The organism is Burkholderia sp. LS-044 (assembly GCF_004803625.1).
GTDB classification, from domain to species: Bacteria; Pseudomonadota; Gammaproteobacteria; order Burkholderiales; family Burkholderiaceae; genus Burkholderia; species Burkholderia cepacia.
In genome coordinates this window covers 499,314-518,990 of the sequence record NZ_SSWO01000001.1, presented here as the reverse complement: position 1 = coordinate 518,990, position 19,677 = coordinate 499,314, and the positions used below count along the sequence as shown (strand labels likewise).

15 protein-coding genes are annotated in these 19,677 nt (G+C 68.9%); 13 read left to right on the top strand and 2 right to left on the bottom strand.

All coding sequences use genetic code 11. From position 1 onward, the window contains the following. Nucleotides 1-240 precede the first annotated feature (240 nt). The 4 genes from E9536_RS02250 to E9536_RS02235 all read left to right on the top strand — a co-directional run bounded on the left by E9536_RS02250 (nucleotide 241) and on the right by E9536_RS02235 (nucleotide 3,358). Nucleotides 241-930 (top strand): DUF969 domain-containing protein, encoded by a 690-nt coding sequence (locus E9536_RS02250; protein ID WP_027791242.1) that lies wholly within the window; start codon nucleotides 241-243, stop codon nucleotides 928-930. Beyond that, nucleotides 927-1,877: a DUF979 domain-containing protein gene (locus E9536_RS02245; protein WP_136469206.1), complete on the top strand. Its 951-nt coding sequence runs from the start codon at nucleotides 927-929 to the stop codon at nucleotides 1,875-1,877. The genes E9536_RS02250 and E9536_RS02245 overlap by 4 nt, the downstream gene beginning before the upstream one ends. 19 nt (nucleotides 1,878-1,896) lie before the next feature. After that, the gene (locus tag E9536_RS02240; protein WP_027791244.1) at nucleotides 1,897-2,919 is read left to right on the top strand and encodes a DUF2891 domain-containing protein; all 1,023 of its coding nucleotides are present in this window, start codon (nucleotides 1,897-1,899) and stop codon (nucleotides 2,917-2,919) included. Between the two features lie 115 nt (nucleotides 2,920-3,034). After that, nucleotides 3,035-3,358 (top strand): hypothetical protein, encoded by a 324-nt coding sequence (locus E9536_RS02235; RefSeq protein ID WP_027791245.1) that lies wholly within the window; start codon nucleotides 3,035-3,037, stop codon nucleotides 3,356-3,358. Between the two features lie 55 nt (nucleotides 3,359-3,413). Here E9536_RS02235 and E9536_RS02230 read toward each other — a convergent pair whose 3' ends face one another. Next, nucleotides 3,414-4,238, bottom strand: coding sequence for an IclR family transcriptional regulator (locus E9536_RS02230; RefSeq protein WP_136469205.1), 825 nt, complete (start codon nucleotides 4,236-4,238; stop codon nucleotides 3,414-3,416). Between the two features lie 189 nt (nucleotides 4,239-4,427). On the opposite strand from E9536_RS02230, the gene E9536_RS02225 reads away from it, so the two are divergent. From E9536_RS02225 to E9536_RS02185, 7 genes are all read left to right on the top strand, one after another. Then, entirely contained in the window at nucleotides 4,428-6,083 is a 1,656-nt protein-coding gene (locus E9536_RS02225) for a choline dehydrogenase (protein WP_136469204.1), read from the top strand. Nucleotides 6,084-6,211: 128 nt separating this feature from the next. Next, nucleotides 6,212-7,516, top strand: a complete 1,305-nt coding sequence (locus tag E9536_RS02220) for an MFS transporter (RefSeq protein WP_027791248.1) — start codon at nucleotides 6,212-6,214, stop codon at nucleotides 7,514-7,516. Between the two features lie 493 nt (nucleotides 7,517-8,009). Beyond that, nucleotides 8,010-9,425, top strand: coding sequence for an FAD-binding oxidoreductase (locus tag E9536_RS02210; RefSeq protein WP_021157628.1), 1,416 nt, complete (start codon nucleotides 8,010-8,012; stop codon nucleotides 9,423-9,425). Between the two features lie 189 nt (nucleotides 9,426-9,614). Then, complete coding sequence (locus E9536_RS02200) at nucleotides 9,615-11,039, top strand: amino acid permease (RefSeq protein WP_027791249.1); 1,425 nt, start codon at nucleotides 9,615-9,617, stop codon at nucleotides 11,037-11,039. Between the two features lie 223 nt (nucleotides 11,040-11,262). Continuing rightward, complete coding sequence (locus E9536_RS02195) at nucleotides 11,263-14,199, top strand: molybdopterin oxidoreductase family protein (protein ID WP_136469203.1); 2,937 nt, start codon at nucleotides 11,263-11,265, stop codon at nucleotides 14,197-14,199. Between the two features lie 16 nt (nucleotides 14,200-14,215). Beyond that, on the top strand, nucleotides 14,216-14,962 hold the full coding sequence (locus E9536_RS02190; protein WP_136469202.1) for a 4Fe-4S dicluster domain-containing protein: 747 nt from the start codon (nucleotides 14,216-14,218) through the stop codon (nucleotides 14,960-14,962). A gap of 37 nt (nucleotides 14,963-14,999) precedes the next feature. Then, entirely contained in the window at nucleotides 15,000-15,947 is a 948-nt protein-coding gene (locus tag E9536_RS02185; protein WP_136469201.1) for a DmsC/YnfH family molybdoenzyme membrane anchor subunit, read from the top strand. 26 nt (nucleotides 15,948-15,973) lie between these two features. On the opposite strand, the gene E9536_RS02180 is transcribed toward E9536_RS02185, so the two are convergent. Beyond that, nucleotides 15,974-16,726: an IclR family transcriptional regulator gene (locus E9536_RS02180; RefSeq protein ID WP_021157633.1), complete on the bottom strand. Its 753-nt coding sequence runs from the start codon at nucleotides 16,724-16,726 to the stop codon at nucleotides 15,974-15,976. A 200-nt stretch (nucleotides 16,727-16,926) separates the two neighbouring features. Here E9536_RS02180 and E9536_RS02175 point away from each other — a divergent pair, with 200 nt between their 5' ends. Continuing rightward, the gene (locus tag E9536_RS02175; protein ID WP_060373051.1) at nucleotides 16,927-17,916 is read left to right on the top strand and encodes an AAA family ATPase; all 990 of its coding nucleotides are present in this window, start codon (nucleotides 16,927-16,929) and stop codon (nucleotides 17,914-17,916) included. Beyond that, nucleotides 17,913-19,634 carry a cobalt chelatase gene (locus tag E9536_RS02170; protein WP_136469200.1) on the top strand — a complete coding sequence of 574 codons (1,722 nt, stop codon included), beginning with the start codon at nucleotides 17,913-17,915 and terminating at the stop codon, nucleotides 19,632-19,634. The genes E9536_RS02175 and E9536_RS02170 overlap by 4 nt, the downstream gene beginning before the upstream one ends. The last annotated feature ends 43 nt before the right edge of the window (nucleotides 19,635-19,677 follow it).

Here is a 19,677-nt window from a genome sequence, read left to right as displayed (position 1 = left end):
CAACGCGCGTGCCGCGACCGGTGCGTCCGCGCCGGCCGGCCAGCCACCGATTCCTCGGATGAAACGTCGCCGACACATGGTTCGGGCACGGTGTCCGCACACTTCAACGTTTACCCGAAGCAGCAAATTGTCGACTTTTTATCGATAAAGTCTCGTGCTAGATTGCGCCGTCAGAGCCCGGTCCAAACCGGGCAGGCGGCGCGTTGCCAAGGCGCCGCGCGTCCGATACAAGGAGGAGCAATGCTGGTGCTGATTGGGGTGCCGATCGTCGTGATCGGTTTTGCGCTGCGCTTCAATGCGCTGCTGGTGGTCACGATCGCGGGGCTCGCGACGGGGCTGGCGGGCGGGCTGAATCTCGTCGACATCGTCAGCGCGTTCGGCAAGGCGTTCACCGAAAACCGCTACATGGGGCTCATCTGGCTGACGCTGCCGGTGATCGCGCTGCTCGAGCGCAACGGGCTCAAGGAACAGGCGAAGCGGATGATCTCGCGTGTGCAGGCGGCCACCACCGGCCGCGTGCTGATGCTGTACTTCGTGCTGCGCCAGGCGACGGCCGCGCTCGGCCTCACGTCGCTCGGCGGCCATGCGCAGATGGTGCGGCCGCTGATCGCGCCGATGGCCGAGGCTGCCGCGGTCAACCGGCACGGCGAGCTGCCCGAAGCGGTGCGCCAGCAGATCCGCGCGCATGCGTCGGGCGTCGACAACGTCGCCGTGTTCTTCGGCGAGGACATCTTCATCGCGATCCAGTCGATCCTGCTGATCAAGGGCTTTCTCGAACAGAACGGGATTTCCATCGAACCGCTGCACCTGTCGGTGTGGGCGATCCCGACCGCGATCGCCGCGCTGCTGATCCACTGCACGCGCCTCGCGCTGCTCGACCGCCGGCTCACGCGCGGCTTCGGCCTGGTCGGGCGGGAGGGCGCGCGATGATCGGCCTCGAATCGTTGTACACGCTCGCGGGGCTGATGTTCGCCGCGTTCGCGTGCTTCAACCTGACGGACCGCACGAACCCGCGCCGCATCGTCAATTTCGCGTTCTGGGCGATCTACGCGGTCACGTTCCTGTTCGGCGCGCTGCTGCCGCATTTCGTGACGGGCTGCCTCGCGATCGCGCTCGCGGTGCTCGCCGGCTCGGGCAAGCTCGGGCGCGGCAAGTCCGACGAAGCCGGGGAAGCCGCGGCCGTGCGCCGCGAGACGCTCGCGCAGCGTTTCGGCAACCGGCTGTTCCTGCCCGCGCTGCTGATTCCGGTCGTCACGCTGATCGGGACGTTCGCGCTGAAGGGCGTGCCGTTCGTCGACCAGAAGAGCGTGACGCTGATCTCGCTCGTGCTCGGCACGCTCGTCGCGTTCGCCGTCGCGCTCGCGATGCTGCGCGATTCGCCGGTGCATGCGGTGAGGGAGGCACGCCATACGATGGATGCGGTCGGCTGGGCCGCGATCCTGCCGCAGATGCTCGCGGCGCTCGGCGCGCTGTTCGCGGTCGCGGGTGTCGGCGGCGTGGTGTCGGGGCTCGTGAAGGAGTGGGTGCCGATCGATTCGCCGTTCGCGGTGGTCGCGGCCTACACGGTCGGCATGGCGCTGTTCACGATGATCATGGGCAACGGCTTCGCCGCGTTCCCCGTGATGACGGCCGGCATCGGCCTGCCGCTGATCGTCCACCAGTTCCACGGCAACCCGGCGATCGTCGGCGCGATCGGGATGCTGAGCGGCTTCTGCGGTACGCTGATGACGCCGATGGCCGCGAACTTCAACATCGTGCCGTCGGCGCTGCTCGAACTGAAGGACAAGAACGGCGTGATCAAGGCGCAGTGGCCGACCGCCGTGCTGCTGCTCGCCGTGAACACGTTGCTGATGTATGCGTTCGTATTCCGCTTCTGACTCGATGGACGAGATCCTCATGACCGACCGACTCACCCCCGAACTCGCGTCGAAGTTCGCGTCGCTCGCGCTCGCGCACCTGACCCGCGAATATCCGAACAAGCTCACGCATTCGCTCGCCGGCCCGCAAGACGTGCAAGGGCCGCGCGCGCTGCACCCGATCTTCTACGGCAGCTACGACTGGCACTCGTGCGTGCACGGCTACTGGCTCGTGCTGCGCGTGCTCGAACGCTACCCGGCATTGCCGGAGGCCGAACGCATCGTCGCGATCGTCGATGCGCACTTCACCGATGCGAACGTCGCCGGCGAGCGGGCGTACCTCGCGCTGCCGCACAACAGCGGCTTCGAGCGGCCCTACGGCTGGGCGTGGCTGCTCGCGCTCGCCGCGCAGCTCGAGCGGCTCGCGCTGAGGGGCGCGCTGCCGCAGGCCGCGCGCTGGGCGAAGACGATGGCACCGCTCACCGACCTGTTCGTGTCGCGCTTCGAGACCTTCCTGCCGAAAGCGACCTATCCGCTGCGCGTCGGCACGCACTTCAACACCGCGTTCGCGCTGGCGCTCACGCTCGACTTCGCGCGCGACACGCAGCGCGACGGGCTCGCGGCGCTGATCGTCGATACCGCGAAGCGCTGGCACCTGAACGACGTCGCGTGCCAGGCGTGGGAGCCGTCGGGCGACGAATTCCTGTCGCCGGCGCTGATGGAGGCCGAGCTGATGCGGCGCGTGCTGCCGGCCGCCGAATTCGACGGCTGGTTCGCGCGCTTCCTGCCCGATCTCGCGCGCGGCGAGCCGGCGACGCTGTTCGAGCCGGCGACGGTCAGCGATCGCAGCGACGGCAAGATCGCCCATCTCGACGGGCTGAACCTGAGCCGCGCGTGGTGCCAGCGCGCGCTCGCCGGCGCGCTGCCGGAAGGCGACGCGCGGCGCGCGAAGCTGCTCGATGCGGCCGGCCGGCACCTCGCGAGCGCGCTCGCGCACGTGGCCGGCGACTACATGGGCGAGCACTGGCTCGCGACGTTCGCGTTGCTCGCGCTGGAGGCGTAGCGCGCGAAACCCCACGGGCGGCAAGGTCATCGATGCGCGGCTATACTCGCCGCTCGGGCCGCCTCGTGCCATCCATGTTGCGCGAGGCGGCCATCCCTTCGTTCGCCGCCTCGCCATGGACAAGCTCATTTCCTACGTCGCCGCGATCCACGGGCTCGCGGGCCCGGTGTCGATCGTGTCGCATGTCACGTCGCACGACCGCTGGACCGACGACGACGTCGAGGTCACGCGCGACGAAACCGAATACCGCTTCGACAACGGCGCGATCGTGCGCCGCTCGGTCGAGCAGGACCGAGCGCCGTCCGACCTGCTGTGCGCCGAGTGCTGGATCGACTACGACGTGCTTCGCCATCCCGATGCGCAGCCGATCGGCCCGACGCGGATGACGTTCGACAACGCGTGCCGCGAAACCTTCTGGCTGCGTTATCACCTCGCTTGAACGCTTGAACGCTTGAACGCTTGAACGCTTGAACGCGTGACCGCGCAAAGCCGCTTCAACCCGCCGGCGCGCCATCGGCCGCCTGCAGCAGCGGGGCGAGCCGCGTCGCCGCGTCGCGCATTTTCGGCACGTTCTCCAGCAGATCGTTGAGCGTCGCGCGCGCGGTCGGCGCATGCACGGCGAGCGCCGCAAGCAAGCGGCCGCTCGCCGCATCCTTCACCGCCACCGCGACGGCCACCATCCCGCGCACGAATTCCTCGTTGTCGATGCCGACGCCGCGCGCGGCGAGCCGGTCGAGCTCGGCCGCGAGCAGTTGCGCATCGGTCAGCGTCCGGTAGGTCATCTTCTTCAGCGTGAGCCGCGCGAGCATCGCGTTGCGCTCCAGTGCATTCATCTGCGACAGGAACAGCTTGCCGCTCGCCGTGCAGTGCAGCGGCACGCGCATGCCGGGCCGCATCTCGAGCCGCAGCGGCTCGGTCGTCTCGACGCGTTCGACGTACAGCACCGTGTCGCCGTCGAGCGCGGTGAGGTTGCAGGTTTCGCCGAGCACGTCGACGAGCGCGCGCAGCACCGAGCGGCAGCCGCGCGTGAAGGTGTTGTTCGACAGCGCCGCGAGCGCGAACTGCGCGGCACGCGGGCCGAGCGCGATGCCGCGGTCGTGGCCGCGCGAGTCGGGCATGTGGATCACGTAGCCACGCGCCTCCAGCGACTCGATCAGCCGCAGCAGCGTCGCCTTCGGGATATGCAGCCGCGCGGCGAGCTGCGACAGCGTGTACGGCTGGCCGGCCGACGCGAGCGCTTCGAGCACGGCGAGGGCGCGCAGCACGCGCGCGTCGTCGGCGGGCGCGCCGTCGGGCAGCGCGGGGGCAGGTTCGCGCATGTGTCTCCTCCGTCGGGATCGGCGTGCGTCCCGGGATGGTGTGTATGCGATGGAAATGAAACGAATTGAACGGTTTTTGTACCACATTCGCCGCGTGGACAATAAATCGGCTTGTACGTGCTCCGTGTGCTCAATAAATTTGGACGAAACATACCGGATTTTTTTAAAACCCCGGAACGGAGACACGGAATGACACGCAGCTTCGACTATGTCGTGGTCGGCGCGGGATCGGCCGGTTGCGTCCTCGCCAACCGGCTGTCCGACGGCGGCCGCCATACGGTGTGCCTGCTGGAAGCCGGCCCCGCCGACAGCTATATGTGGATCCACGTGCCGATCGGCTACGGCAAGACGATGTTCCACCCCGTGTACAACTGGGGCTTCCACACCGATCCCGATCCGAACATGCACAACCGCCGCCTGTACTGGCCGCGCGGCCGCACGCTCGGCGGCTGCAGCTCGATCAACGGGCTGATCTACGTGCGCGGGCAGCAGCAGGACTACGATCACTGGGCCGCGCTCGGCAATCGCGGCTGGAGCTGGCGCGAGTGCCTGCCGTATTTCCGCAAGCTCGAACACAACACGCTCGGCGAAGGGCCGACGCGCGGCACCGGCGGCCCGCTGTGGGCTTCCGCGATCCGGCAGCGGCATGAACTCGTCGATGCGTTCGTCGCCGCGTCGAACCGGCTCGGCGTGCGCACCGTCGACGATTTCAACACGGGCGACCAGGAAGGCGTGGGCTACTACCAGCTCACCACGCGCAACGGGCTGCGCTGCTCGACGGCGGTGGCCTACCTGAAACCCGCGCGCGGGCGGCCGAACCTGCATGTCGAAACCGATGCGCAGGCGCTGAAGGTGCTGTTCGACGGCACGCAGGCGTCCGGCGTTCGGTACGTGCAGCACGGCAAGGTTCACGACGTGCGTGCGCTGCGCGAGGTGATCCTCGCGGCCGGCGCGCTGCAGTCGCCGCAACTGCTGCAGGTGTCGGGCGTCGGGCCGGCCGCGCTGCTGGGCCGGCACGGGATTCCGGTCGTCGCCGATCGGGCGGGCGTCGGCGAGAACCTGCAGGATCATCTGCAGATTCGTCTGATCTATGAAGTGACGAAGCCGATCACGACCAACGACGAACTGCATTCGTGGGTCGGCCGCGCGAAGATGGGGCTGCAATGGGCGCTGTTCCGCGGCGGCCCGCTCGCGATCGGCATCAACCAGGGCGGGATGTTCTGCCGTGCGCTGCCGCACGAATCGGCGACGCCCGACATCCAGTTCCATTTCTCGACGCTGTCGGCGGATTCGGCGGGCGGCAGCGTGCATCCGTTCCCCGGCTGCACGTATTCGATCTGCCAGCTGCGGCCCGAATCGCGCGGCACCGTGCGAATCCGCACCGACGACGCGCGCGACGCGCCGTCGATCCAGCCGAACTATCTCGACACCGAGCGCGACCGCCGCACGACGGTGGCCGGCGTGCGCTTCGCGCGACGCGTCGCGGCCACCGAGCCGATGGCGCCGCTGATGAAGCGCGAGGTGCGGCCGGGCGCGGACGCGCAGACGGACGACGAGCTGCTCGAGTTCTGCCGGGAATACGGGCAGACGATCTTTCATCCGTCCGGTACGGCGAAAATGGGCGTCGCGAGCGATCCGCTCGCGGTCGTCGACGAGCGGCTGCGCGTGTACGGCACGCGCGGGCTGCGCGTGGTCGACTGCTCGATCATGCCGACCCTCGTATCGGGCAATACCAACGTGCCGATCGTGATGGTCGCCGAGAAGGCGTCCGACATGATCCTCGACGACGCGCGCGCCGCCGATCGCGGCCGCAGCGTCGCGCCGGCCGCCGAGGCCGTCGCGTAGGGCCTCGCCACGCATCTTCCCGCGTGGCCCGTGCGCCTGCGCCCGGACGGCCGCCGCGCGTTCATCGATGCCCCCGCCGGTACGGCGTCGGGGCAGGTTGCGGCGCATCCTTACCTGGAGAAGCTCGCATGGCAATCGAATCCCGGGTCGTCCGACGCGTGGCCGCGGCCAGCGTGATCGGCGCGACCGTCGAGTGGTACGACTTTTTCCTGTACGGCGTGGTCGCCGGCATCGTGTTCGACAAGCAGTACTTTCCGGCCGGCGACCCGTTCGTGTCGACGATGCTCGCGTATGCGACGTTCGCGGTCGGCTTCGTCACGCGGCCGCTCGGCGGCTTGCTGTTCGGCCATCTCGGCGACCGCGTCGGGCGCAAGTCCGCGCTGATCCTGACGATGCTGATCATGGGCGTGTCGACGGCCGGCGTCGCGTTCCTGCCGACCTACGCGCAGATCGGCATGTGGGCGCCGGTGCTGCTGCTGACGCTGCGCGTGCTGCAGGGCATCGGCCTCGGCGGCGAGTGGGGCGGCGCGGTGCTGATGGCGTACGAATATGCGCCGCCGCACCGGCGCGGGCTGTACGCGAGCCTGCCGCAGATCGGGCTCGCGATCGGGCTGTGCCTCGCGGCCGGCGTGGTCGCGGCGCTGTCGCGCGTGTTGCCGGACGCCGCGTTCCTCGCATGGGGCTGGCGCGTGGCGTTCGCGGCGTCGCTGCTGCTCGTCGCGGTCGGCTTCTACATCCGCACGCGGGTGGCCGATACGCCCGAATTCGTCGCGCTCAAGCGCCAGCGGCGCGATACGAAGCTGCCGGTGGTCGAACTGCTCGCCAACTACCGGCAGGCGATCCTGCTCGGGATGGGCGCGCGCTATATCGACGGCGTGTTCTTCAACGTGTTCGCGGTGTTCTCGATCGGCTACATGACGCGCAACCTGTCGATCTCGCGCGGCGACGCGCTGCTCGGCGTGATGAGCGCGGCGGTCGTGATGTGCGGGTTCATCCCCGTGTTCGGCAGCCTGTCCGACCGACTCGGCCGCGCGCGGGTGTACCGGTGGGGCGCGACGCTGTGCGGGCTGTCGGTGCTGCCCGCGTTCTGGCTGCTGCAGACGCAATCGTCGAACCTGCTCGCCGTATGGCTCGCGCTGGTGATCCCGTTCGGGATCTTCTACGCGATGGCGTACGGGCCGGAGGCCGCGCTGTTCGCGGAGCTGTTCGACGCGAACGTGCGGTACACGGGCATTTCGTTCGTCTACCAGGTGTCGGGCATCTTCGCGAGCGGCCTGACGCCGATCGTCGCGACCGCGTTGCTGCGCGTGAACGGCGGTGCGCCGTGGCTCGTCGGGGTGTACGTGATGTTGTCTGCACTCCTGTCGATCGTGTCCGCGCGGGCGATCGAGAAGCGCGGCAGCGTGGCCGAGGTCGCGGTGCGCGCGATGTGACGGCGGGCGGGGCGGAGGGAGCGGGCGGGGCGCGGGGCCGTTTCGACGAGGCGGTCGTCGGTCATCGATCATCAGTCGGCGGCGCCCGCGCCCGCGTCCGCGTTGCTGATCGTTACCGCCAACCGCTCGTCCGCTGCTGCCCGCCGTTCGGGCTCCCGATTGTCCGGGGAGAGCACGCGCCGCGACTGCCGCCGCCCGCCCGCGGTCGCCCGCCATTCCCCGCCGTTCGACACCCTCGCACGCTGGTCCAAGCGAATCCGGCCCACTGGCCCTACCTGCCAAAAAACGGCCTGCCTACACTTTCCTCGACAGATCGCCGCATTGAAGCATCTGCACACGATCGACCCGAAGAGAACGATCAGGAGACAGGCATGACCAACAGGCAGTCGGCAGCATTCGCCCGCCCGGCGAGCGTACGCCCCGCATCAGTCAGTCGAATCGCCTCGCGCGCCCGTTGCGGCGCGGCAGGCAAGCCCGCATCGGAGGTCTGACCATGTCGACCCCTTCCATCGAACGCACCGCGAGCGGTTTTGCCGGCGGCCGGTCGAACGATACGCGTTACGACCCGACCTACGATCCGCTCGTGTCGCCGGGGCCAGGTTGCGGCAAGCAGTACGCGCCGACCTACTGGGTCGCGACGGCCGGCAACCCGCCGCCCGACGACGGCCCCGTCACGCGCGACCTCGACGTCGACGTCGCGATCATCGGCGCCGGCTACACGGGCCTCGCGACCGCGCTGTGCCTTGCGCGAGACCATGGCATCAAGGCCGTCGTGCTCGAGGCCAACCGCACCAGCTGGGGCTGCAGCAGCCGCAACGGCGGCCAGGGGCAGAACGCGTCGGGCCGGCTGTCGCGCTCGCAGTGGATCGAGCGCTGGGGCAAGGACGTCGCGCTGAAGATGCACGACGAGATCCTCGAAGGCTTCGAACACTTCAAGTCGCTGGTGTCGGAAATCGACTGCGATCCGCAGCCGGGTGGCCATTTCCTGATCGCGCACCGTCCGCGCATCATGGCGAAGCTCGCAGCCGAGGCGAAGGTGTGGAAGGACGTGTTCGGCTACCCGTCCGAACTGCTGAGCGCGGAAACCTTCCGCCGTGAATTCATCAACGACCACGAGGCGGCCGGCGCGCTGCACGAGCCGGAAGGCATCGGCATCCATGCGCTGAAGCTCGCGTTCGGCTACCTGCGCCTCGCGCGCGCAGCCGGCGCGAAGGTGCATACGAGCAGCCCGGTGCTCGGCTTCGAGACGATCGACGGCGTGCACCACCTGCGCACGCCCGGCGGCGTCGTGCGTGCCCGCGCGGTCGGCATCGCGACCGGTGCGTACACGGCGCAGACGCTGCATCCGTCGCTGCGCAGCAAGGTGATGCCGATCCTGTCGAATTCGATGGTCACGCGCCCGCTCACCGACGCGGAAATCGACGCGTGCAATTTCCGCACGACGCAGGTGCTGACCGATACGCGTACGCTGCGCTTCTACTACCGTTTCCTGCCCGATCGCCGTCTGCAGATCGGCAGCCGCAGCGCGATCACCGGCGACGATGCGCCGAACCCGCGCCATGTCGAATTGCTGAAGGAAGGGATGGCGCGCAAGTTTCCCGCGCTGCGCGGCGTGCAGATCGATTATTCGTGGTGGGGCTGGGTCGACGTGAGCCACGACATGATGCCGCGCGTGTGCCAGCCCGACCCGCGCCAGTCGGTGTACTACGCGCTCGGCTACGGCGGCAACGGCGTGTCGTATTCGCAGCAGGCCGGCCGCCGGCTCGCCGAACAGATCGCGGGGAAGGGCGCACGCCAGACGCTGCCGATCTTCACGTCGCCGCTGCCCGGCCACCCGTTCGCGCCGTTCCGGCGCATCGGGCAGCGGATGCTCTACCTGTCGTACTTCAGGAACGACGAAAAGCCCTGAAAAAGCCCTGAACGCAGTGCACATCGCCCGGCGTGATGCAACGCGCGCCGGGCCGTCCAACACAAGAAAAGCAGCGGAAATCCGTGCGGCCGGGGCTGCAGGCGCCCCTGTACGCGCCGTCGCCGGCGGCGCCCGCGTTCACCCGACGGTGGCGCGGGCGGCGTCCGGACAACTGGATATGGAGAAGACATGCAACCCTCGATGAACCAGAGTGACCTGAAGTGTGGGCTCAAGCAGCGCCACATGACGATGATCGCGCTTGGCGGCGTGATCGGTGCCGGGCTGTTCGTCGGCAGCGGCGTGGTGATTCAGCAGACGGGGCCGGCGGCGATCCTGTCGTTCCTGATCACGGGCGGGCTGGTCGTGCTCGTGATGCGGATGCTCGGCGAGATGGCCTGCGCGATGCCGGCCGTCGGCTCGTTCTACGAATACGCACGGCTCGCGTTCGGCAACTGGCGCGGGCCCGGCAAGATGGCGGGCTTCCTCACCGGCTGGATGTACTGGTATTTCTGGGTGATCGTCGTCGCGCTCGAAGCGGTCGCCGGCGCCAAGCTGATCCAGTTCTGGCTGCCCGACACACCGGCGTGGATCATCAGCCTCGCGCTGCTGGTCGTGCTGACGCTCACGAACCTGATCTCGGTCGGCAGCTACGGCGAGTTCGAGTTCTGGTTCTCGTCGATCAAGGTCGGCGCGATCATCGTGTTCCTGTTCCTCGGCGGCCTCTACGTGCTCGGCCTGTGGCCCGCGTCGATGCACACGACTTCCGTGCTGCCGACGCTGCTCGGCCACGGCGGCTTCATGCCGCTCGGCATCGGGCCGGTGATGAGCGGGGCGGTCGCGGCGACCGGCTTCTACTTCGGCGCCGAGATCGTCACGATCGCGGCGGCCGAGGCCAAGGAGCCCGCGAAAGCCGTCGCGAAGGCCACCAATTCGGTGATCACCCGCGTGCTGGTGTTCTACGTCGGCTCGGTCGCGCTCGTCGTCGCGCTGGTGCCGTGGAATTCGCATCAGATGGCCACGCCGTACGTCAGCGCGCTTGAAGTGATGGGCCTGCCGGCCGCCGCCAACGTGATGAACGCGATCGTGCTGACGGCCGTGCTGTCAGCACTCAACTCGGGCCTCTATGCGGCGTCGCGGATGCTGTTTGCACTGACCCGCCACGGCGATGCGCCGGCCGCACTCGCGAAGGTCAACAAGCGCGGCGTGCCGGTGCGCGCGATCCTGCTCGGCACGGTGTTCGGCTACGTGTCGGTCGTGATGTCGTACGTGTCGCCCGATACCGTGTTCGCGTTCCTCGTCAATTCGTACGGCACCGTCGCGCTGTTCGTGTACGTGCTGATCGCGTTCTCGCAACTGCGCCTGCGCAAGCGTCTCGACCCGGTGGCCGCGAGCAAGCTGCGCGTCAGGATGTGGGCGTATCCGTACCTCACCTGGGTCGCGATCGTCGGCATGGTCGGCATCCTCGTCGCGATGGCGTTCATCCCGGACCAGCGCAAGCCGCTGTGGCTCGGCGTCGCAAGCCTCGCCGTGCTGGTCGTCGCTTACGGGCTCACGCGCCGCAGCCGCCGCGAGCATCTCGACGACAGCGAACTGCTCGCGTATCCGCCGCGGTAATACCCGGTAATGCATGACGTCGAAGGCCCGGCACGCAAGCCGGGTCTTTGCGCATGCGGCGCCGGCGGCGGCCCGATGGATCGCGCGGCCAACTATCGGGCCGCGCGATAGAACCGATCGGAGGATGCGACTTTATGTCGGCGGCCGGCGCGACTAGCATGGACGAATCGATTCACGGGCGTGCCCCGCGGGGGGCGCCCTCATCCGCGAACGAGGACAGACGATGGAACATCGGGCACGCGAACGCGACGAGCAGGCCGATATCAAGACGACGACGTGCTACATGTGCGCGTGCCGCTGCGGCATCCGCGTGCACCTGCGCGACGGCGAGGTGCGTTACATCGACGGCAATCCGGAGCATCCGCTGAACCAGGGCGTCATCTGCGCGAAAGGTTCGTCGGGGATCATGAAGCAGTATTCGCCCGCGCGGCTCACGCAGCCGCTGATGCGCAAGCCGGGCGCCGAGCGCGGCGACGCGCAGTTCGAGCCGGTGTCGTGGGACGTCGCGTTCGACGTGCTCGAAAAGCGCCTCTCACACCTGCGCGCGACCGACCCGAAGCGGTTCGCGCTGTTCACCGGCCGCGACCAGATGCAGGCGCTCACCGGCCTGTTCGCGAAACAGTTCGGTACGCCGAACTATGCGGCGCATGGCGGGTTCTGTTCGGCGAACATGGCGGCCGGGATGATCTACACGATCGGCGGCTCGTTCTGGGAATTCGGCGGGCCCGATCTCGACCACGCGAAGCTGTTCTTCATGATCGGCACCGCGGAAGACCACCATTCGAATCCGCTGAAGATCGCGCTCGGCAAGTTCAAGCGCGCGGGCGGCCGCTTCATCGCGATCAATCCGGTGCGCACCGGCTACGCGGCGATCGCCGACGAATGGATTCCGATTCGCCCCGGCACCGACGGCGCGCTGTTCATGGCGCTGATGCACGAGCTGATCGCGCGCGACGCGTTCGACCTCGAATTCGTGTCGCGCTTCACGAACGCGGCCGAGCTGGTCGACCAGCGCGACGGCGCCGACACGTTCGGGCTGTTCGTGCGTGACGCCGGCGCGCCGGAAGTCAACGCGCTGTATCCGCAGAACCGGATGTGGTGGGACACGAAGACGAACCGCGCGGTGCTGCATCACACGGAAGGCGCCGAACCGGCGCTCGACGGCCGCTACACGCTCGACGACGGCACGCCCGTCGCGCCGTCGTTCACGCTGCTGCGCGAACAGGTGGCCGGTTGCACGCCCGAGTGGGCGGCCGACATCACCGGCATCGCGGCCGACACGATCCGCCGCCTCGCCCGCGAGATGGAGACGGTCGCGCGCGAGCACGCGATCGAGCTGCCGGTGCGCTGGACCGATTCGTGGGGCAGGGAACATGCGACGGTGAAGGGTGTGCCGATCGCGTTCCATGCGATGCGCGGGCTCGCCGCCCATTCGAACGGCTTCCAGACGATCCGCGCGCTCGCGGTGCTGATGTCGCTGCTCGGCACGATCGACCGGCCGGGCGGCTTCCGGCACAAGGCGCCGTATCCGCGCGCGGTGCCGCCGTCGGCGAAGCCGCCGAACGATCCCGGCCAGATCAGGCCGAACACGCCGCTTGCGACCGGCCCGCTCGGCTGGCCCGCCGGCCCCGAGGACCTGTTCGTGCATCCGGACGGCACGCCCGCGCGGCTGGACAAGGCGTTCTCCTGGGAATACCCGCTCGCGGTGCACGGGCTCATGCATTCGGTGATCACCAATGCGTGGCGCGGTGATCCCTATCCGATCGATACGCTGCTGATCTTCATGGCCAACATGGCGTGGAATTCGTCGATGAACACGACGGAAGTGCGCAAGATGCTGATCGACAAGCGCGACGACGGCGAATACCGGATCCCGTTCCTCGTCGTGTGCGATGCGTTCGCGTCGGAGATGACGGCGTTCGCCGACCTGATCCTGCCGGACACCACCTACCTCGAACGGCATGACGTGATGTCGGTGCTCGACCGGCCGATCTCCGAATTCGACGGCCCGGTCGACTCGGTGCGCGTGCCCGTCGTGCCGCCGACCGGCGAGTGCAAGCCGTTCCAGGAAGTGCTGATCGAGCTCGCGAGCCGGCTGAAGTTTCCGGCCTTCACGACGGCGGACGGGCAGCGCAAGTACCGCGACTATCCGGATTTCGTCATCAACTTCCAGACCGCGCCCGATTCGGGCACCGGCTTCCTGATCGGCTGGCGCGGCAAGGACGGCGACAAGGCCGTCGTCGGCGAGCCGAACCCCGACCAGTGGAAGCGTTACGCGGAGAACAACTGCGTGTACCACCACCGGTTGCCGGAGCCGCTGCAGTACATGCGCAACTGCAACGGCCCGTACATGCAGTGGGCGGTCGACAACGGGATGCGCAAGTTCGGCGTGCCGATCGTGATCCAGCTCTACTCGGACGTGATGCAGAAATTTCGGCTCGCCGCGCAGGGGCGCACGTCGGGCCGCCAGCCGCCCGACCATCTGCGCGAACGCATCGCGCGTTATTTCGATCCGCTGCCGTTCTGGCACCAGTCGCTCGAAAGCGGGTTGACCGACGCGGGCCGCTATCCGCTCGCGGCGATCACGCAGCGGCCGATGGCGATGTACCACTCGTGGGATTCGCAGAACGCGTGGCTGCGGCAGATCCACGGCGAGAACCATCTGTTCGTGAACCCCGTGACGGCCGCCGCGCAGCAGATCGACGACGGCGCGTGGATCTACGTCGAATCGCCGTGGGGCAAGGTGCGTTGCCGCGCGCGCTACAGCGAGGCCGTGGAGCCCGGCACCGTGTGGACGTGGAACGCGATCGGCAAGGCGGCCGGCGCGTGGAACCTCGGGCCGCAGGCGGGCGAGTCGCAGCGCGGTTTCCTGCTGAACCACGTCATTACCGACGAGCTGCCGGATGCGGCGCGCGACGGCGCGCGGATGTCGAACTCCGATCCGATCACCGGGCAGGCCGGCTGGTACGACGTGCAGGTGCGGATCTATCCGGCCGAAGCGGATGCCGCGACCACGCTGCCGCAGTTCGCGCCGATGCCGGCGCTGCCCGGCACGCCGCGCGTGCTGCAGCGCGTGCAGGCGTATTTCGCGGGCACCGGCGCATTCGCCGCACGGCTGCGGCGCGCGACTTCCGCCGGCCCGAAACCCGACGACCGTTGATCGAAGGAGCACGACCATGACCCAGATGGCCCTCGTCATCGACCTGAACGTGTGCGTCGGCTGCCATGCCTGCGTGACGAGCTGCAAGGAATGGAACACGTCGGGCGAAGCCGGCAGTCTCGCCGATCTGCGCCCGTACGACGACGATCCGTCCGGCACGTTCTTCAATCGCGTGCAGACGTACGAAGCGGGCGTGTTCCCGATGACCGACACGATCCACTTTCCGAAGTCGTGCCTGCATTGCGAGGATCCGCCGTGCGTGCCCGTCTGTCCGACCGGCGCGAGCTACAAGCGCAAGTCGGACGGGATCGTGCTGGTCGACTACGACAAGTGCATCGGCTGCAAGTACTGCGCGTGGGCGTGCCCGTACGGCGCGCGCGAACTCGACGAAGGCCGCAAGGAGATGACGAAGTGCACGCTGTGCGCGGACCGCATCGACAACGACGCACTGCCCGAACGCGACCGGAAACCCGCGTGCGTGCTCGCGTGCCCGACGTCGGCGCGGCTGTTCGGCGACGTGCACGATCCGGAGTCGGACGTGTCGCGCGCGATCCGCGAGCGCGGCGGTTATGCGTTGATGCCCGAATGGGGCACGCGGCCGTCGAACCATTACCTGCCGCGCGTGAAGACCGAAGCATCGTGCGCATGCGGCAGTAGCGGCGGATGCGGCAGCGGGTCGAACGGCCGCGACGAGAGCGACTCGTTCGAAGCGCGCGCGGCGCGTGGCGACATCGATCTCGTGTCGCTCGCGACGCAGCGCTGAGCCCCGCGCTTTTCATCCAGAACCAGACGGAGTTGCCATGCGCCCAGCCTTTTCGGTCGTTTTCCTCACCACGCTGTGCGGCGCCGCACAGGGTCTGCTGTTGACGCTCGTGAGCGTCGAGGCGCTCGCGCGCCTGGCCGGCGTCGACGTGGCCGCCGCGTTCTACGTGACCGGCGCCGCGCTGTCGGTCGCGCTCGGCGTGCTCGGCCTGTTCGCGTCGTTCTTCCATCTCGGCCACCCCGAACGCGCGTGGCGCGCGATCGCGATGTGGCGCACGTCGTGGCTGTCGCGCGAATGCATCGCGCTGCCGGTGTTTCTCGCGTGCGCGTTCGCGTATGGCGTGGCCCACCTGTTCGGCTGGCCCGGCACGTTGCTGATCGGCGCGGCCGGCGCGCTCGCGAGCGTCGCGCTGTTCGTGTGTACCGCGATGATCTACGCGTGCCTGCGTTTCCTGCAGGAATGGGCGAGCCCGTTGACGCTTGTGAACTTCGTGCTGCTCGGCTGCGCGTCGGGCTGCACGCTGGCGACGGCTTGCGCCGCGTGGCTCGCGCCGGCGCTGGTCGGCCGGCTCGCGGCGGCCGCGTGCGTGCTGACGTTCGCGGGCTGCGTCGCACGGCTCGCGTCGCTCGCGCGCAATGCGCGGCTGCGGCCGAAGTCGACCGTGCAGAGCGCGACCGGTATTCGCCACGAGAAGGTCGAACAGAAGTCGCGCGGTTTCACGGCCAGCGCGTTCAATACGCGGGAGTTCTTTCACGGGCAGGGCAACGGCACGTTGCGTGCGGTGAAGGCCGACTTCCTGACCGGCGCATTCGCGGTGCCGTTCGTCCTGACCGGCGCGGGCGCGCTCGCGCCGACGTCGGTCGCGGCGGCCGTCGTGCTCGGCGCGGCGTTCGTGATCCAGTATGCGGGGCTGGTCGCGGAACGCTGGTTCTTCTTCGCGGATGCGCGGCATCCGCAGAACATCTACTACCAGCGCGCGTCATGACGTTGCGCGCGTGCCGCCGCGCGGCGCTAGAAGGTCGCCGCGAGTGCGCCGGCCGCTTCCTGCAGGCGCGGCACGCAGTCGAGCAGCCGCGACAGCGGCGCGCGCGACACGGGCGCATGCACGGCGACCGCGGCGATGCACGCGCCGTCGTCGCCGACGACCGGTGCCGCGATGCACGCGATGCCCGCGACGAATTCCTCGTTGTCGATCGCGACGCCCTTGTGCGCGGTGCGGTCGAGTTCGGCTTCGAGCAGTTCGGGATCGGAGATCGTATTCGGCGTGTAGCGCGGCAGCGCCAGCGCGCGCACCAGCGCGGCGCGCTCGTCGCGCGGCAGCAGCGCGAGCAGCAGCTTGCCGCTCGCGCTGCAATGCGCGGGCACGCGCGAGCCGGGCTTCAGGTCGAGGCGCAGCGGCCAGTCGGCTTCGACGCGGTCGAGATAGACGACTTCCGTGTCGTGCAGCGCGGTGAGGTTGCAGGTTTCGCCGAGATCGGCGACGAGCCGTTCGAGGATCGCATGGCGCAGCCGGCGCGCGCCCGCATGCAGCATCACGCCGGTGCCGAGCCGGGCGAGGCGCGGGCCGATCGCGTACGCGTTCTTGCGGCCCGGCTCGCGGATCACGAGGCCGCCGGCTTCGAGCGACGCGAGCATCCGGTGCAGCGACGCCTTCGGGATATCGACTTCGCGCACGAGATCGGCGAGCGACACGGCATCGCCGGCCTGGACGAGATGTTCGAGCAGCGCGAAGGCGCGCAGCGTGGGCGTATCCGCGGGCAGCATGGCAGGCGTTCCGGAAACTGGACTGCGGCCATTGTACCGAACGGCCCGACAGGCCGGCCGCGCGGGGCGGCGGGTGCGGCAAGCCGGCGCGGATTGCCGGCGATGGAACGAATCGTTCCGTAAACAAGGATCGACGCCCGCGCATCGGGTAGCGATACGCAAACACCGACAAAGACAGGCAACGACAGGAGCGCAACGCAATGGAAGGGGTGACGAACAAGCCGGACTGCATGGTGTCGGTCCGCGAACGGTTCGGGTTCGATTCGGACCTGATGGTGCCCGCGTTCAGCGCGCGCGACGATCACGTGCCCGATATCGACGACGCATACCGTTTCAACCCGGACGTCACGCTGGCGATCCTCGCCGGCTTCGCGCGCAACCGCCGCGTGCTCGTGCAGGGGATGCACGGCACCGGCAAGTCGACGCATATCGAACAGGTCGCGGCGCGGCTGAACTGGCCGTGCGTGCGCGTGAACCTCGACGGCCACATCAGCCGGCTCGACCTCGTCGGCAAGGATGCGATCGTCGTGCGCGACGACGTGCAGGTGACCGAGTTCCAGGAAGGCATCGTGCCGTGGGCGCTGCAGCGGCCCGTCGCGCTGATCTTCGACGAATACGATGCGGGGCGGCCCGACGTGATGTTCGTGATCCAGCGGATTCTCGAACGCGACGGCAAGTTCACGCTGCTCGACCAGAACCGCGTGATCCATCCGCATCCGTCGTTCCGGCTGTTCGCGACGGCGAACACGGTCGGGCTCGGCAATCTGAACGGGCTGTATCACGGCACGCAGATGCTCAACCATGCGCAGATGGATCGCTGGAACGTGGTCGCCACGCTCGACTATCTGCCGCGCGACGAGGAGATCGGCATCGTGCGTGCACGCGTGCCCGAACTCGCCGACGAAGCCGGCCGCCCGCTGCTCGAATCGATGGTGAGCCTCGCGGAGCTGACGCGCAACGGCTTCGCGACCGGCGATTTGTCCACGCTGATGTCGCCGCGCACGGTGATCAACTGGGCCGAGAACTGCCAGATTTTCCGCGATCCGGCACTCGCGTTCCGGCTCACGTTCCTGAACAAGTGCGACGACGCCGAGCGGCCCGTCGTCGCCGAGTATTACCAGCGCTGCTTCGGCGAGGAACTGGCGGTTGCGTCGCGCGCCGGCGGTGGCGCGCCGGGAGCCGGGCGGTGAGCGCCGATCGCGACGCCGCGCGCCGCGCGTCGGCGCGCGAAGCGCTGGGCGCGTCGACCGTGCGTGCGCTGACTCGCGATGCGGCGCTGCATTACCGTGCGGGCCGCGTGTGCCGCGACCTGCGGCCGCTGCCGATCCACGCGCCGCACCTGCGCGCGCAGGCCGCCGACGACGATCTCGCGTCGTGGCGCGGCGCGGCCGACGGCGCCGCGCTGCGCATCCTGCATTCGGATGCCGACCTGCATCGCGCGTTGTCCGGCGACGATCCGGTCGAACGCGTGCTGTTCGAAATGCTCGAGCAACTGCGCTGCGAATCGCTCGCGCCACCCGCGATGCGCGGTGTCTTGCAGAACCTGCGCCATCGTTTCGAAACCTGGTCGCGCGCGTTTCACCGGTCGGGGCAGGCCGATACGCATGTCGGGATCCTCGTGTACACGGCCGCGCAGATCGCGTGGTCGCGGCTGACCGGCTGGCCGGTGCTCGAAGAAACGGAAGACCTGATCGAAGCGTCGCGCGCGGCGATCGTGCCGGAGATCGGCGTGCCGCTCGCGGGGCTCAAGCGCTGCCGGCACGATCAGCGCGCATTCGCGGAACACGCGCTGACGCTCGCGCGCCGGATTGCGGCGATGATCCGCGACGCGCGCGCGGCCGTCGTCGAAACGGCATCGGAAGACGCACGCGAGCAGGACGATGCGCTGACGAATTTCTCGCTATGGGTCGATTTCGACGACACGGGCATTGACCTGCCGGCGCTCGTCGAAACGGGCGACAGCGTCGTGCTGCATGGCGGCGATGCCGTCTATCGCGCGTACACGACGCGTTACGACCGCGAACTCCGGCCGGCCGCGCAGATCCGCGCGGCACTGCTGCGCGAGTATCGCGACCGGCTCGACCGCCAGGTCGCCGCGCAGCGGATCAACGTTACGCGGCTCGCACGGGTGCTGCGCGCGGCGCTCGTCGTGCCGCAGGCCGACGGCTGGTCGTTCGGCGAGGAGCACGGCCGCCTCGACGGCCGCCGGCTCGCGCAGCTCGTCAGCTCGCCGGCGGAACGGCGGTTGTTCCGGCTCGAACGCGTGCGGCCGCACGTGGACTGCGCGCTCGCGTTCCTGATCGACTGCTCGGGATCGATGAAGACGTGGATCGACGGCGTCGCGCTGATGGTCGACACGCTGGCCCGCGCCGGCGATGCCGCCGGCCTCGCCACCGAAGTGCTCGGCTTCACGACGCTCGCCTGGAACGGCGGCCGCGCTCGGCAGGACTGGCTCGCGCGCGGCAAGCCGCGCCACCCGGGCCGGCTCAACGAAACCGGCCATCTGGTGTTCAAGGACGCGGACACGCGCTGGCGGCATGCGCGCACGGGCATCGCCGCGCTGTTCAAGGCCGACCTGTTCCGCGAGGGCGTTGACGGCGAAGCGGTCGAATGGGCGTGTGCGCGGCTCGCGGCGCGGCCGGAGGCGCGCAAGATCCTCGTCGTGATCTCGGATGGCAGCCCGATGGACGGCGCGACGGCGCTCGCGAACGATCCGTTCTACCTCGACAATCACCTGAAGCAGGTGGTCGCGCGCCAGGAAGCGGCCGGCCGCGTCGAAGTCCTCGGGCTCGGCGTCGGGCTCGATCTCGGCCCGTACTACCGGCACCGGCTCGCGATCGATCTTGCGTCGGCGCCGGACATGAAGCGGCTCGTCGAAATCGCGCGCTGGATCGGTGCGCGGCGGTGAAGCGAGTAGTGTGCGTGCGCATCGCGGCGCGAATGCCGCGCGC

Coding starts and splice junctions, on each gene's coding strand:
- E9536_RS02250 (WP_027791242.1), top strand. CDS start 241: ATGCTGGTGCTGATTGGGGTGCCGATCGTCGTGATCGGTTTTGCGCTG.
- E9536_RS02245 (WP_136469206.1), top strand. CDS start 927: ATGATCGGCCTCGAATCGTTGTACACGCTCGCGGGGCTGATGTTCGCC.
- E9536_RS02240 (WP_027791244.1), top strand. CDS start 1,897: ATGACCGACCGACTCACCCCCGAACTCGCGTCGAAGTTCGCGTCGCTC.
- E9536_RS02235 (WP_027791245.1), top strand. CDS start 3,035: ATGGACAAGCTCATTTCCTACGTCGCCGCGATCCACGGGCTCGCGGGC.
- E9536_RS02230 (WP_136469205.1), bottom strand. CDS start 4,238: ATGCGCGAACCTGCCCCCGCGCTGCCCGACGGCGCGCCCGCCGACGAC.
- E9536_RS02225 (WP_136469204.1), top strand. CDS start 4,428: ATGACACGCAGCTTCGACTATGTCGTGGTCGGCGCGGGATCGGCCGGT.
- E9536_RS02220 (WP_027791248.1), top strand. CDS start 6,212: ATGGCAATCGAATCCCGGGTCGTCCGACGCGTGGCCGCGGCCAGCGTG.
- E9536_RS02210 (WP_021157628.1), top strand. CDS start 8,010: ATGTCGACCCCTTCCATCGAACGCACCGCGAGCGGTTTTGCCGGCGGC.
- E9536_RS02200 (WP_027791249.1), top strand. CDS start 9,615: ATGCAACCCTCGATGAACCAGAGTGACCTGAAGTGTGGGCTCAAGCAG.
- E9536_RS02195 (WP_136469203.1), top strand. CDS start 11,263: ATGGAACATCGGGCACGCGAACGCGACGAGCAGGCCGATATCAAGACG.
- E9536_RS02190 (WP_136469202.1), top strand. CDS start 14,216: ATGACCCAGATGGCCCTCGTCATCGACCTGAACGTGTGCGTCGGCTGC.
- E9536_RS02185 (WP_136469201.1), top strand. CDS start 15,000: ATGCGCCCAGCCTTTTCGGTCGTTTTCCTCACCACGCTGTGCGGCGCC.
- E9536_RS02180 (WP_021157633.1), bottom strand. CDS start 16,726: ATGCTGCCCGCGGATACGCCCACGCTGCGCGCCTTCGCGCTGCTCGAA.
- E9536_RS02175 (WP_060373051.1), top strand. CDS start 16,927: ATGGAAGGGGTGACGAACAAGCCGGACTGCATGGTGTCGGTCCGCGAA.